This is a genomic window from Lentzea albidocapillata, from assembly GCF_000719115.1.
In the GTDB taxonomy this organism is placed as follows: Bacteria; Actinomycetota; Actinomycetes; order Mycobacteriales; family Pseudonocardiaceae; genus Lentzea; species Lentzea albidocapillata.
In genome coordinates, this window is sequence record NZ_JOEA01000034.1 from 20,411 (window position 1) to 32,382 (window position 11,972).

13 protein-coding genes are annotated in these 11,972 nt (G+C 66.9%); 3 read left to right on the top strand and 10 right to left on the bottom strand.

The features are described from left to right. Positions 1–342 precede the first annotated feature (342 nt). A complete protein-coding gene (locus tag IG04_RS0139665; protein WP_036016829.1) occupies positions 343–1,077 on the top strand; it encodes a hypothetical protein in 735 nt (244 codons plus the stop codon). Between the two features lie 175 nt (positions 1,078–1,252). Here IG04_RS0139665 and IG04_RS0139670 read toward each other — a convergent pair whose 3' ends face one another. Further along, positions 1,253–2,014, bottom strand: a complete 762-nt coding sequence (locus IG04_RS0139670) for a HEPN domain-containing protein (RefSeq protein ID WP_211257900.1) — start codon at positions 2,012–2,014, stop codon at positions 1,253–1,255. A gap of 101 nt (positions 2,015–2,115) precedes the next feature. Here IG04_RS0139670 and IG04_RS43390 point away from each other — a divergent pair, with 101 nt between their 5' ends. Further along, positions 2,116–2,391 carry a carboxymuconolactone decarboxylase family protein gene (locus IG04_RS43390; protein ID WP_051771820.1) on the top strand — a complete coding sequence of 92 codons (276 nt, stop codon included), beginning with the start codon at positions 2,116–2,118 and terminating at the stop codon, positions 2,389–2,391. A gap of 688 nt (positions 2,392–3,079) precedes the next feature. Further along, complete coding sequence (locus IG04_RS0139685; protein ID WP_030481913.1) at positions 3,080–3,412, top strand: putative quinol monooxygenase; 333 nt, start codon at positions 3,080–3,082, stop codon at positions 3,410–3,412. A 64-nt stretch (positions 3,413–3,476) separates the two neighbouring features. On the opposite strand, the gene IG04_RS0139690 is transcribed toward IG04_RS0139685, so the two are convergent. The 9 genes from IG04_RS0139690 to IG04_RS0139735 all read right to left on the bottom strand — a co-directional run bounded on the left by IG04_RS0139690 (position 3,477) and on the right by IG04_RS0139735 (position 11,883). Then, complete coding sequence (locus tag IG04_RS0139690) at positions 3,477–3,899, bottom strand: MaoC family dehydratase (protein ID WP_030481914.1); 423 nt, start codon at positions 3,897–3,899, stop codon at positions 3,477–3,479. Continuing rightward, complete coding sequence (locus IG04_RS0139695) at positions 3,896–4,339, bottom strand: hypothetical protein (RefSeq protein WP_030481915.1); 444 nt, start codon at positions 4,337–4,339, stop codon at positions 3,896–3,898. Before IG04_RS0139695 ends, IG04_RS0139690 begins: the two co-directional genes overlap by 4 nt. Before the next feature lie 8 nt (positions 4,340–4,347). Next, positions 4,348–5,526 (bottom strand): acyl-CoA dehydrogenase family protein, encoded by a 1,179-nt coding sequence (locus tag IG04_RS0139700; protein WP_030481916.1) that lies wholly within the window; start codon positions 5,524–5,526, stop codon positions 4,348–4,350. 23 nt (positions 5,527–5,549) lie between these two features. Continuing rightward, positions 5,550–6,671 (bottom strand): 3,4-dihydroxy-2-butanone-4-phosphate synthase, encoded by a 1,122-nt coding sequence (locus IG04_RS0139705; protein WP_051771822.1) that lies wholly within the window; start codon positions 6,669–6,671, stop codon positions 5,550–5,552. Then, positions 6,671–7,186, bottom strand: a complete 516-nt coding sequence (locus tag IG04_RS0139710) for a flavin reductase family protein (protein ID WP_030481918.1) — start codon at positions 7,184–7,186, stop codon at positions 6,671–6,673. Before IG04_RS0139710 ends, IG04_RS0139705 begins: the two co-directional genes overlap by 1 nt. Positions 7,187–7,205: 19 nt before the next feature. Further along, the gene (locus tag IG04_RS0139715; RefSeq protein ID WP_030481919.1) at positions 7,206–8,387 is read right to left on the bottom strand and encodes an acyl-CoA dehydrogenase family protein; all 1,182 of its coding nucleotides are present in this window, start codon (positions 8,385–8,387) and stop codon (positions 7,206–7,208) included. Between the two features lie 17 nt (positions 8,388–8,404). Further along, positions 8,405–9,301 (bottom strand): enoyl-CoA hydratase/isomerase family protein, encoded by an 897-nt coding sequence (locus IG04_RS0139720; RefSeq protein ID WP_245815950.1) that lies wholly within the window; start codon positions 9,299–9,301, stop codon positions 8,405–8,407. Between the two features lie 43 nt (positions 9,302–9,344). Continuing rightward, on the bottom strand, positions 9,345–10,973 hold the full coding sequence (locus IG04_RS0139725) for a sigma-54-dependent Fis family transcriptional regulator (RefSeq protein WP_159460435.1): 1,629 nt from the start codon (positions 10,971–10,973) through the stop codon (positions 9,345–9,347). 337 nt (positions 10,974–11,310) lie between these two features. Further along, on the bottom strand, positions 11,311–11,883 hold the full coding sequence (locus IG04_RS0139735) for a TetR/AcrR family transcriptional regulator (protein WP_051771828.1): 573 nt from the start codon (positions 11,881–11,883) through the stop codon (positions 11,311–11,313). Positions 11,884–11,972 lie beyond the last annotated feature (89 nt).

An 11,972-nucleotide genomic window follows, 5' to 3' on the forward strand; every position in this document is an offset into this window, starting at 1 on the left:
GGCGTGGTCGCCCAACAGCGGTGTCCGTCACCCGTCCCACTGATTGAGATCCAGGTCGCGTCGCTCACGGGCACTCCTGCGGTTCTGCGTCGTTTCGGGCCGGAGACGATCCTGGTCACCGATTGGGGTCCTGGGTGTATGCCGCAGCATGAGGTCTGAGAGCCTGGTCCCGAAAACCACAACGCCCGAGATCCGGTCCGCGCTTTCCGCGGACAGATCTCGGGCGTGTTGGGTGCCCCCGGCAAGGCACCACGCAGACCTGCTCACCACTTCGGCCACGCGTCTGACCGGCAAGTTGGTGCTTGAGAGCAGCTTCGTCGTGGACGAACCGCGTGGTGGGCGATGAGCGGCCAGGCGGAACGCGGCGCAGGCGACCTGGTCGTCCGCGCGGTCACGGTGATCATGGCCGCGGTCGTGGGGCTGACCTTCCTGTTTGGGTTCGGCAACGTGCTGAGCCTGGGTCTCCGGCTGGGCGTGCCCGTCTGGGTGGCGCCGCTCGTCGCGCCCGCGGTGGACCTGTCGATCCTCGGCCTCCTGCTCGGTATCCGGCACCTCGCGCTCGCCGGGGCTCCCCTCGAAGTGCTGCGACCGGCGCGTCGGTTGTTGATGTTTGCAAGTTTGGTCACGCTCGCCCTGAACGTGGCTGATCCGATCGTTGCCGGCGAGTACGGCAAGGCCGCGTTCGACGCGGTTGGTCCCTTGCTGCTGATCGGTTGGGCCGAGGTCGGCCCCGGACTCTTGCAAGCGATCGGGTCCACCGTGTCGCTGAAGGCAACCCTCGATCGCCGACATGTCGACGTGCCGGAGGATTTGTCGGTTCGTCGTCGTGTTGGTTCTCGGGGACGTTCTTCGGAGCAGCTGTTGAACCAAGCGCGACAGGAGGATGCAGCTCACCGAGCCGAACTCCAGAAGCCCATCTCCGCCGAAGTACTCCGCGCCCGGCTGGCAATCGGCTCTGCTGCCGCTCGCCAGCTCGTCAAGATCGTTCGTGCTGAGGCTCAGAGCCAGCAGGCGCGTGGAACGGGTGTCGACGCGTCCAGACAACCAGAGACCGTTGACCCGATCTTGTTGGCCTGACGACCAGTACCTCTTGCATGCCGTGGTCGTCCAGGTCCTGTTGTCATCAGATGCGATCACGCGTCGCTGCGATGCGCCGAGAAAGGCGAAGTCAGGAATGCGCTGGGAGAACGGCGCGTCCCGCTACAGCGAGACCGTAGCGGGATGTTCTGCAGACGGTGGCAGAAGGCGAAGCTCAGAGGTCGCTCCTCGGAGCGATCAGCGACTCGCTCGCGGTCCGCGAAGTCGCTCTCAGCTGAGGGTGCTCCTGCACGATTTCTCGCTGCCGCCCAGCCGGCTGGCCTAGCTCGTGCAGCACGTTGAGGATTACGACCGCCGTGGTTACCTCAACGATGGCGATCAGCTCCTCGACCGGGTGGTTCGGCGTCCTGCCCTCGTGCGCGAGGTCGTTGCGGGCTCGCGTTGTCCTCCTCGCCCAGTGGCCTACGTCCGGCATGAGCAGCGCGATCGCGTCCTGGTCTGGGCGCGCGGCGAGGGCGTGGAGCCTGTCCCGCAGCGTCGGATCGTTGCGGATCGCGCCACGAAACCTGTCTTGGAACTCCTCGGGGACCTGCGCGAGCATCGCGTCGCGCATCGCCTTGAACTCTTCCTTGGGGAACGGCTTCTCGTCGATGCGGAGGCTGCGGTGCAGCACCTCGGCAGCGCCCACCGCGGTCAGGAGGTTGTTCTCGACGAAGCTGGCTGGCGCGTAGCGCAGCCCAAGGATCATGTTGGTCGCAGCCTTGAGACGGCCGTGCGCCTCGCACCAGCGGGGCATGATCTCCTCGAACGGGAGCGACTCGCAGGTGAAGAAGACTCGGCGGTCGTCGACGGCCTTGGCATCGTGCTTGCCGAGTGCGGCGGGCGAGTAGAGCACGTCGGCATGCCAGCGTGGCGCGGGGCGACCGTCCGGCAGGGCCGACTCGGTCCCTGCCACCTCCAGCCGGAGCCAGATCACGCCAGCCGCACGGTGCGTCGCCAGGGCGATCCCGTGAAGTCGCCATCCTCACCGTCTGCGCGCACTGGAACTGCGACTACGAGACCTATGCGCATGTCGCCTTGACGCGATCGGCCGGTCTCTCCGAAGCCGCCGTCACCAGCCTCCTCGCCGGCGACTCCGTCGCCCTGGAGGGCGAGCACGAACTGACCCACCGCTTCACCACCGAGCTCCTCACCACGCACCGCATCAGCGACACCACGTACAACCACGCGTTGCAAGCCTTGGGGCGCGACGAAGTCATCGATCCCGTCCACGTCATCGCCATGTACGCGGCGCAGGCCGCCATGCTCAACGCGTTCGACATCCCCGCCCCCGAGACGAACCTGCCCGCCTGAGCGTTCCGCTCGGCCAGGCCGACACCCCGGCCGGCCACCTCACAGCCCCGCAAGGCGCGCTGGACTGCTGTGAACACGGCCCGCCCTTGCGCACCACCCGCACACGCGAGCCCTGCGGACTGCGCGATGGGCAGTCGCCGCACCGGTTTTGTGCCCGGACAGCTTTACCCAGCCCGGCCTCCGCGCTCCGCGCCGGCCGACCGCCTCAACGTCAGGAGAAGGCACATGTCGCCCACCACGGACGCCGTCAAGACCTACTACGACCCGATCTCCACGCTCGGCGAGGCCGGCCAGAAGTGGTGGTCCGACCAGACCTGACGGGTCAGGATGGGGCTGTTTTCGGGATATCTCCTGGAGGCGGCCTCATCGGCATGTTTGCCTGTTCGGACCCATAGAGCCCATTGGTCCCCGACGCCAAATGCCTCCAGAATGCCCAGAAGTTCCAATGTGGACAGTCTGTGCCATCCGCTTTGGACAAGTTATGGCCGGCATTGGCCTGATGCAGGGTCGACGCTCACCCGCACCTCCAACAGAAGCCGTCACCTATCGCGAACGACATCGAGCGGCGAGGACGCGTGGCCACAAGGCACTGTCTCGGAATGCGACATCAGGCCACCCGTTACCCGGGTAGCTTCAGGGGCGAGCACACCATCGCCGCCATGCTCGCGGCGCGGAATCGGGAGTTCCTGTGGACAACCTCGAATCGGTGGTCGTGGTCGCGACCCTCGTGCCTCTTCCCGGACAGGAAGAGAAAGTCGAGACGGCCCTGCTCGAAGCGGTCGCCGCAACCCACGAACAAGATCGCGGGTGTGAGCTCTACGCCGCGCATCGCAGCATCCGCGGCAAAGCAGGCTTCGTGGTGATCGAGAAGTGGTCGTCGGCGGATGAGCTGCAGGCTCACGGGGCGGGGAAGGCTTTCGCCGCTTTGACCGCCGCTGTCGGCGGTCTGCTGGCAGAGCCGTTGGCAGCTACCGTCCTGCGGTCGCTGCCCGCGGGGAACGGCAAGCTGGGAGTGTTGTGAACGATGCGGGGTCCTCGGGCCACCACACCTCCCGAGGGCCCCGCACCAGCCTCGTCCCGACTGATCAGGCGTAGTTCGCCAGGACGACGGTGGCGGTGCCCTTGATGGCCCGCCGCCCGTTCGCATCCGCCCAGACCTCGCACTCGACGAGCAGTTCGTCGTCGCGTCGCGTCACTGCCGTGACCTCGCCACCGACCACGACATCGTCTCCTCGGAAGACATTGGCGCGGAACGAGCACGAGATCGTCCGCAGCGCTTCACGCGAACCGGCCCACTTGGTCAGCAGGTCAAGCACGTAGGCCATGGTCGTGCCACCTTGGTTGATCTCCCGATCGCCCAGCCCGGCTGCCGAGACGGCGCCGACGTCGAAGTGGATCGGGTTCGTGTCGCGGAGGATGAGTGCGACCTGCCTGATGTGTTCGGCATCGACCGCCACCACCCTGTGCTCCGGAAGCCGGGTGCCGACCTGGATCTGCCGCGCCGTCATCGATCAACCCTCTTGAACAGGTAGGTACTGGTCACAGCGCCGACGACATCGCCATCCTCGGAGATCACCTCGGTGCGCACGTCCACGTTGTCCAGCCGGGCCCCGTCACGGGTCGTTCGCGATCCGACGGTGACGATGGCGGGTTTGCCCCGGTAGCGCGCTCCGACCCGCAGCGCCGAGGTTTGCTCGATCGAGCAGTGACCGAACAGCAGGGTGTCGCCATCGGACTTCCCGGCCAGTCGGCACAGTTCGTCCACGCTGACACCCAGGCAGCGCAGGGAGATCACCACGAACCACACGGGATGCGCGGACTCTTCGGCGCACTCGGGGGCGCGGACGGCGTGTTCGAGAATGGAGTTCTCGTACGCTTCGATGACCAGCTCAGCGCCCGGAAGTGCCTTGCCCTCCAAGAGCTTGAGGTGGTCGAGCGTTACAGTCATGTCGCTCCTCAGTAGGACCTGGGCAGGCCGAGCGTGTGCTGTGCGATGTAGTTGAGCACCATCTGCGTCGAGACCGGAGCCACCTGCTGCAAGCGCACGATGCCCCAGAGATCGGCCAGCCCGTACTCGTGCGCCATCCCGTTTCCGCCGTGCATCTGGATGGCGGTGTCGAGCGCCTTGTGACCGGCCCGAGCCGCCAGGAACTTGGCCATGTTCGCCGTTTCACCCGCGGGCAGGCCGGCGTCGAACTCGGCGGCGGCACGCCAGGTCATGTCACGCGCGGCGGCCAGGTCGATCGCCGCCTCGGCGAGAGGGTGTTGCACTCCTTGGTACGTCCCGACGGGTACGCCCCAGACGTTGCGTGCGTTGACGTAGCGAACCGCCTTCTCGAGCGCGTAGCGCCCTACTCCTGTGCAGATGACCGCGCTCAGGACCCGTTCGGGGTTGAGCCCGTCGAACAGCGCGGTCAGGCCGTGGTCGACCTCTCCGACGATGGCATCTGCCGGTAGCCGGACGTCGTCGAAGAACAGCGTGAACTGACGCTCCGGCGCCTGCAGGGCGGTGGGGATGGGCTGCCGGCTCAGGCCGGATCCGTTGGGATCATCGACGATGAAGAGGCTGAGCTTGCCGCGACCGGTGCTGTCATCCGTCCCGGTTCGCGCGACGAGCAGGAAATGGTCGCAGTGGTCGACACCCGAGATGTAGTACTTCGTCCCGGACACGACCCAGTCGGCACCGTCCCGTTTGGCCGACGTGGTGACGTTGTGGGAGTTCGATCCGGCGTCCGGCTCGGTGAGGGCGAAGACGAACTTCTCGCTGCCGTCCGCGATCCCCGGCAGGTAGCGCTCCTTCTGTTCGGCGCTGCCGTGGCGGGCCAGCACGCTGCCACCGATGCCCTGGGACAGCACCATGGCCAGTTCGGGGCACCCTCCGGCTGCCAGTTCCTCGAGAACGATCGCCAGTTCGGTCAATCCGGCGCCGCCGCCGCCGTATTCCTCGGGGATGTTGAGCCCGAGGAAGCCACTGCGGCCGAGATCCGACCACAGCTCCGCCATGGGATCACCAGTGAGGGCGCAGCGCTGGTAGTACTCGTGGCCGTACTTCCCCACGATGCTCGCCACGGTCGTCCGCAGAGCGACCTCTTCCTCGCTGGGGCGAAGTGGCAACGACGCGTCCTGACGTGTCATCGGTGAACAGCCTCCATCGGCTCTCAGGAAATCGCGGTGACGGCAAGCCGGTGCATACGGGTCGGCAGGCCTCGGAGCCGGAACGCGTTCCGATGCGGCTCTTGATCGGCCAGCAACCGCACGGATCGCACGCCGAGGTCCTGGACGATGTTCGCCGCAAGGAAGGGAAAGAGCTCTTCTTCGGACAGTTGTGCCGGTGACGAAGCGTCTGCGGTGTGGCGGCTGTTGGATTTCTGATAGACGACAATGCCGGAACCTTCGGCCGTGATGGTCGCCAAGGCGTTGTCCAACCTGTGGCGGCACTCACAGCGCAGCGATCCGAACACGTCTCCCACGAGGCACTCGCGGTGGACGTACACAGGAACGTCGTCGAGCCCGGCGGGGTCGCCGGTGACCAGGGCGAGGTGCTCCTCCTCCCCGAACACGGTGGCATAGCCGATCGCGTGCATCGTCTCCGCGCGCAGGGGCAACCGAGTCGTCGCGCGACGCGATACCAGCGGCTCGAGGCTCAGCCGGTGAGCGATCAGCTCGCTGACAGACACCGTCACAAGATCGTGGGACTCGGCGAACTCACGGAGCTCGCACGGGTCGGCGAGCTCGGTGGGCCGACGGAGACCGACGACGGCGTCGAAGAGCGCGGCAGGGCGCCTTCCGGCAGCCTGAGCCAGGTCGGCCGTCGCTTCCGCCACACCGATGCGCCGGAGCACACCACCTGCGGCGTAGCGCACCGGAATCACATGGCCAGGACGGGTGAAATCGCCTTCACACGAGTCCGCGGCCGCGAGCAGCGCTACGGTACGAGCGCGGTCGTGAGCAGAGATACCCGTCGCGATGCCGTTGGCCGCGTCGACCGTGACACACGCGTCGAACTGTGTCGGCGACTGTCCGGCGCCGGGCATCGGCGGCAGGTCCAGACGGTCGCACTCCGAGCCGGAAAGTGCCACGCACAGCAGCCCGGACGAGTGGCGGACCAGGAACGCGACCGTCTTGGTGCTGACCGCCTCGGCGGCCGCCACCAGGAAACCAGCCGGTACCTTCGCGCGATCGTCGATCAGAACGACTGGTTCGCCCGCGGCCATGGCGGTGAGTGCCCGGCCGATCGGCGACTCGGTCGCGGGCGGGTCGGGAATGAGCCGGAGATCCATCACGCCCCCACGGTGAGTTCGTCGACTTCCAGACGGCGGAACCTGCTGCCGTGGAAGACCAGTGGAGGAACGTCGGGCTTCGCCTGCAACCCGTGGACCTCCAGGAGCACGACGGTGTGGTCGCCCGCCGGAACCTCGGCTTTGATCGAACAGTCGAACCAGGCGGAGGCGCCCAGGACGAAAAGCGCGCCGTCGTTGCTCGTCTGCCATTCCACCCCGGCGAACCGATCACCGTTCTTCATGGCCAGCCGGCGGCCCGCAGCGGTCTGGTGCTCAGCGAGGACGCTCAAGCCAAGCCGCGGATATGCCCGCAGCTTCGGCCAGGTGGCCGAAGTGTTCTGCACGCAGATCGACAACAGCGCGGGATCCAACGACACCGAGGTGAACGAGCTGATGGCCATCCCGACCGGTTCGTCGACGGACAACGCACAGATCGCCGTCACGCCGCTGGGAAAGCAGGCAAAGGCCTGGCGCAGGACCGTCGCACGGTCGTCGATCGATTGGACGATGATCACGATAGCCTCCAGGAGGGTCTCAGCTGCGTGGCAACCCGAGCACTCGTTCGCCGATGTAGTTGAGGATCGACTCGTTGTTCAACGGCGCGATCTGGAGCACGCGCACCATCGGCCACAAGGTCACGACGTCCGTCTCGTACACGAAGGCCGAGCCGCCGTGTGCCTGGATGGCAGCTTCGACGGCGGCCAGTGCGGCGCGGCTGCCGAGGAGCTTGGCCATGTTGGCCTGGTCGCCCGCATCGTGGCCGCTGTCGTAGCCGGCCGCAGCCGAGTACATGACCTGTCGCGCCGCCTCCATCTCGGCCGTCGCCAGCGCAAGCGGATGCTGAACCGCTTGGTGCGCACCGATCGGCTTGCCGAACGGAGCGCGCACCTTGGCGTAGTCGACAGCTTTTTGCAGTGCGTAGTGGCCCAGTCCGAGTGCCCACGCGGCAACTGTCACGCGCTCCTGGTTGAGGCAGGACAGCAGATGGTCGAATCCGGCGCCTTCCTGCCCGACCAACGCCTCGGCCGGCACCTCGACGTCGTCGAAGAACACCTCGTACTGGTTCTCCGGCGCGTACCACTCGATGTCGAGCCGGCGCAGCTCGACGCCAGGTAGTGACATGTCCACAATGAACAGTCCGAAGCCTTTGCGGCGACCGACCTCTTCTCCTTGGGGAGCGGTCCGTGCCAGGAGGAGGATGTGGTCCGATTCGTCGGCACCGGAGATGAAGACCTTCTGACCGGAGATCCGATAGCCGCCGTCCGCCGTGCGTCGCGCGGTCGTCCTGGACGCGAAGGAGTTCGTGCCCGCTTCCGGTTCCGTGACACCAAGGCAGATCTTCCGCTTGCCCGTCATGGTGGCGATGACGTGGTCCTTGATCTGCTGCTCGGAACCGTGCCGCAGAATCGCCTCGCGCGAGAACGTGGTGAGCGAGTACTGCAGCGGAGGTACCCCGGCCCTCGCCAGCGCTTCCATGACCGCGGTGGTGCCGGTCAGCCCGCCGCCGGCTCCTCCCAGGAATTCGGGAACACCGATGGCGAGCAGGTCGGCGGCGACCAGCGCGTCCCACAGTTCCCTGGCGTGGCCGCCTTCGCGAGCACGTTGGAGGAACAGTGAGCGTGGAAATGCCGCGGCCACACCGCGGACTGCTTCGTAGATCGATGCGACGAGCTCGCGGCTGTCGGGCGGCACTGTACGCAGGTGCGTGTCGTTCATGTCTGCCTCCCGGGTGCTCATCGGTTGCGGTAGATGGGAGATCGCTTTTCGACGAACGCCCGGGGCCCTTCGACAGCGTCGTCCGTGCGGAGCACGCGTTCGTTGAGCGCGAGTTCCAGCGCGAAGCGGGATTCGTTGCCCAGTGCGCGGACGGCGATCTCCTTGGCAGTGCGGACCGCTACCGGCGCGTTGCGGGATATCCCGCGCGCAACCTCGAACGCTCGTTCCCGCACTGCGGCAGCGGGGACCACCTCGGTGACCAACCCGTGCAGAGCGGCCGTTCCGGCATCGAGGTGGTCACCGGTGAGGAGCAACCGCATCGCGATGGCCCAGGGGATCTGCTGGGGAAGGCGAACGTGGGTACCGCCGCCAGGAACAAGTCCCCAACGGACTTCGGGTACCCCGAAGATCGCATGGTCGGCTGCGATCCTGATGTCGGTGCCGAGGAGGATCTCCAGGCCACCTGCGAGGCACAGACCGTTCACGGCGGCGATGACGGGCTTGAACACGTCGGAGAAGAAGCGTTTGGACGGGTCCGGGATGAGGATGTCGAGTTCGCCGCGCGTGAGCCGGGGAATCAGCTCTCCGAGATCGCCGCCGGCGCTGAAGGCTTTCTCGCCCGCGCCGGTGAGGACGATGGCACGGACGTCGTCGTCCTGGCGCGCTGCGTCGGTGGCTTCGGCCAGCCGCCTGATCATCTTGATGGTGAGCGCGTTGTGCGCCGATGGGCGGTCGAGCGTGATGAGCGCGACCGGGCCGTCGACGGCATAGCCGACATCGCCTTCCGCGATGGTGGCTGGGGCCACGATCCTGGCTTTTGAACCGTCTTCGCTGGCCGGCACCGGCCTCACCTCCTCGTTCTTCCCGAACGCTAGAGGTGGTGCAAGCCTTGTGGTTGTCGCATCGTGGAACACATCTGGCGGTGGCTGGTCGACGTGACCGAGGACCGCGAGGCGCTCAGTAGGCCGCTGTCGAGAGGTCGATTCCCAGCGCGCGAGTCTTGCGGTACAAGGTGGAACGGGCGATTCCGAGGGCGTCCGCGGCCTTCTTCTTGTTGCCTCGCGCTTCGCGCAGGGCCGTGATGATGGCGGTCGCCTCCACCTGCTCCAAACCCGCGAGTTTCCGCCGTGAAGCGGTGGAGACGACGTCGACGGGCAGGTCTCCGGCGCTGATGTAGCCGTTGCTGTTCGTGCGGAGCACCTCGACCACGACAGTTTCGAGGGAGGCGACGTTGCCGGGCCAGTCCAGTCGCGCGAGCGTCTGCACCGCATCCGGCATCCACCGGACCGGGTGAGGGGTGCGGCCAAGGCGCTCGAAGGCCGGCTTCGTCAGTGCGGCCAGCAGGTCGGGAAGGTCCTCAAGCCGGTCACGCAGCGTCGGAACCTCCAGGACCGCGGTGAACTCGGCAAGCAGTGGAGCAAGATCACCGTGCCGTGCCGAGTTCTTCGCCGTGGCGATCACCCGTACCGGCCCGTCGTGACAGGCCCGCACGAGCTTGGCCGCCGCCGTGGACGTCGGGAGGTCCAGCTCGTCGCAGTGCCGGATCACCACGACGGCGGGAGCCGGCTGACTCAGGTGGTCCTCGAGTCCGCGCAACCACGAACGACCACCGTCCGCCGCCGCGTCGGTGCCATCGACCACGGCGACGGGCATCCCGCCCGCGAGCACGCGTGCCACCGCCAGCTTGCCGGTACCGCGCTCGCCGGTGACCAGCACCGGCCCTGTCCCTGTGTGGTGGGCCCGGCGGCACAGTTCGCGCCACCGCGGGCCCTTTCCGGCAAGTTGTCCCAGTGCGGGAACCGGCGGCGCGGGCTCCGTGCGGGTCGACCGCTCCACGACCGGCCGGATGCTGAGAACCGCGCCCGCGGCTACACCGCCGTCGGTGATCTGCTTGCACTCGACGGACACGACGGTTCCGTTGTTCAAGACCAGCCGGCGCGCTTCCTGACCACCATCGTGGATCGCTCGCGAGGTGTGCTCCCACAGCAGTGCCTGGTCGACTGAGGTGAGCAGCCTCGCCGCGGTCGCGTTGGTGATGATCGTCTGTTCGTTGAGCGCGACCAAGGGGTGCCGAACGTCCCGGTTCTCGGACAGGTAGGCGTTCATCAGGATCCGCTCTCGCCTCGTGGCGGACTCCTGAAAGGCGCACTGCACATCGCGAACGAGGTCCATCGCCCACGACAGGAGAACGGGGCTGGTGTCCTCGAAGCGGCTCGTGAGGTTCAGCGAACCAACGACTCGGTGGGTGACCGGGTGCACGACAGGTACGCCGGCCGAGGTCACGCTGTCGTACTTCTCGAAGAAGTGTTCGGGCCCGCGCACCATGGTCGGCTTGCCGCTCAGAAGGCACATGCCGCTGGTGGTGCCGACGCTCGTTTCGTCGACCACGAACGTCGGCACGATGTCGTTGCGCTCCAGCCAGCGGCCGATCCGCCGGTCGCGCACCCACTGCCGCAGCACCGTGCCCTCCCCGTCGGTGAGGGAGAGCCCGCACATGGACTGCTCGAGCACCGCGTCACGCCGGCTCACCACCGCGTCAACCACCGTGGTCAACTGGCTTTCGAGATCGATCGCGGTTCGCCTCACGGGGCGGACATCATCCCCAGCGAGGCCGTAGCGCAGGCAGCGACGCCAGGAGTCGAACACGTGAGGCGAGATTCCGGCGGCCTCGACCGCGGCGAAGTCGGCGGTCCCGGTGGTGAGAAAGGTGTCGCGGACTCGCCGGGCCCGATCCGGACGAAGATCGCCGCGCTGGACCAACCCCTGCGGCGCGGACGGACCGGGAATGAAAGCTCCACGCGCATGACGAGGCATCGTGTTCAAGACCGCGCACCCTCCGTTGGGTTCGACACCGGTCAGCGGAGCCGTGGCGAAGCTCGGCACCGTCGCCGTCAGGCGAGGATGACCGAAGACTGACAGCCTGTCAAGCTAAGGCGTCCAGGCCTGTACGCAGGGACAACAGGGCCCGAGTGAGTAGACCGAGAACGTCTGACCGGGTCAGGGTGTCTCGTCGCAACCACTCGTCGGTCGCGGCGCTGACCATGGCCTGGAATGAACGGACCAGTGCTCTGTTGCGTTCGGTCTCGGACACTGCCAGCGACGCCAGCAGCCGGTCTTCCCACGCGCGCATCCCGGTGTGCAGGGCGGCCTCGACTTCTGGATCCCGTCGCGACGAGGTCATGTCGATCATGCTGAGGTAGGTCTCGCGGTTGTGTTCCACCGAGTCGAGCCAGCGGTCGAACATGCGCCTGACGGTTTCCTCGGTCGTGGTGGTCTCGCTGGAGATCGAAGGCGGTTCACGCAGCTGGGCGAACCGCCGCACCACTTCGTGGTACAGATCGCGCTTGGTCCCGAAATGGTGGTGCAGGTTCGTGCGTGTGGTGCCCGCAGCAGCTGCCAACTCCGAGGTCGACACCTCGTGGTACGACCGCTTGGCGAAAAGGAGCTGGGCTGCCGCGAGGATCTGCTCGCGCCGCGCCTCCCCGTCCGACCTCATGCTTCGCACCCCTGCGGAACGTGTCATACGCCGACGGTAGCGCGAGCTGCCTGGCATCTCCCGAGCTGTTGCACCTTGCGACAACCAGG

Excerpts from the sequence above, each read along its gene's own strand:
- IG04_RS0139665 (WP_036016829.1), top strand. The coding sequence starts at position 343 with ATGAGCGGCCAGGCGGAACGCGGCGCAGGCGACCTGGTCGTCCGCGCG.
- IG04_RS0139690 (WP_030481914.1), bottom strand. The coding sequence starts at position 3,899 with ATGACGGCGCGGCAGATCCAGGTCGGCACCCGGCTTCCGGAGCACAGG.
- IG04_RS0139695 (WP_030481915.1), bottom strand. The coding sequence starts at position 4,339 with ATGACTGTAACGCTCGACCACCTCAAGCTCTTGGAGGGCAAGGCACTT.
- IG04_RS0139700 (WP_030481916.1), bottom strand. The coding sequence starts at position 5,526 with ATGACACGTCAGGACGCGTCGTTGCCACTTCGCCCCAGCGAGGAAGAG.
- IG04_RS0139705 (WP_051771822.1), bottom strand. The coding sequence starts at position 6,671 with ATGGATCTCCGGCTCATTCCCGACCCGCCCGCGACCGAGTCGCCGATC.
- IG04_RS0139715 (WP_030481919.1), bottom strand. The coding sequence starts at position 8,387 with ATGAACGACACGCACCTGCGTACAGTGCCGCCCGACAGCCGCGAGCTC.
- IG04_RS0139735 (WP_051771828.1), bottom strand. The coding sequence starts at position 11,883 with ATGAGGTCGGACGGGGAGGCGCGGCGCGAGCAGATCCTCGCGGCAGCC.